This window comes from Klebsiella sp. K-3 (genome assembly GCF_051207495.1).
Taxonomy (GTDB): Bacteria; Pseudomonadota; Gammaproteobacteria; order Enterobacterales; family Enterobacteriaceae; genus Klebsiella; species Klebsiella aerogenes.
Genome location: NZ_JBPNXF010000032.1, coordinates 1 through 1,134, shown reverse-complemented (window position 1 = coordinate 1,134; position 1,134 = coordinate 1). Strand labels below are relative to the sequence as shown.

Below are 1,134 nucleotides of genomic sequence, written 5' to 3'. Positions count from 1 at the left end.
GGTCTGCCGCTGAATCTTATCTGGGGATACGTCGCCATCGCCGTGTTTATGACCGGCGACGGCTTTGAACTCGCCTTCCTCTCGCACTACATCAAAGAACTGGGCTTCAGCCCGGCGCAGGCCTCTTTCGCCTTCACCCTCTACGGCCTCGCCGCCGCCCTCTCGGCCTGGGTTTCCGGCGTGGTCGCGGAAATTATCACCCCGCGTAAAACCATGTTTATCGGTTTCGTGCTGTGGTGCGTGTTCCACGTCCTGTTCCTCGTCTTCGGCCTCGGTCGCGCCAACTACGCCTTAATCCTGCTGTTTTACGGCATCCGCGGCCTGGCCTATCCGCTGTTTCTCTACTCGTTTATCGTCGCCATTATCCATAACGTCCGCAGCGACAGCTCCAGCTCGGCCCTGGGCTGGTTCTGGGCGGTCTACTCCGTCGGTATCGGCGTGTTCGGCAGCTATATCCCGAGCTTCACCATCCCGCACATTGGCGAGATGGGCACCCTGTGGCTGGCGCTGGCGTTCTGTGTCACCGGCGGGCTGATTGCCCTGGCGGCGCTGCGTAACACCGAAACCCCGCGCCATATGCAGAATCTCACCACCCGCGAGAAGTTCTCCGAGCTGGGGCGCGCGGTGACCCTTATCTACACCAACCGCAGCATTATGCTCTCCAGCATCGTGCGCATTATCAACACCCTGTCGCTGTTCGGCTTCGCGGTGGTCATGCCGATGATGTTTGTCGATGAACTCGGTTTCACCACTTCCGAATGGCTGCAGGTGTGGGCGGCGTTCTTCTTCACCACCATCTTCTCCAACGTCTTCTGGGGGATTGTGGCGGAGAAAATGGGCTGGATGAAAGTGGTGCGCTGGTTCGGCTGCATCGGCATGGCGCTGTCGAGCCTGGCGTTTTACTACCTGCCGCAGCACTTCGGCCATAACTTCGCTATGGCGCTGGTGCCGGCGATTGCGCTGGGGATTTTCGTCGCGGCGTTTGTGCCGATGGCGGCGGTATTCCCGGCGCTGGAGCCAAATCATAAAGGGGCGGCGATTTCGGTCTATAACCTGTCGGCCGGGCTGTCGAACTTCCTCGCGCCGGCAATTGCGGTGGTGCTGCTGCCGCACTTCAGCACCATCGGCGTGGTG

General features: G+C 60.5%; 1 protein-coding gene. It reads left to right on the top strand.

The annotated features are described in order from the left end of the window. Positions 1–1,134, top strand: a 1,134-nt coding sequence (locus tag ACSEMK_RS24010; protein WP_430915552.1) for an RbtT/DalT/CsbX family MFS transporter, incomplete at both ends; no start/stop codon positions are given.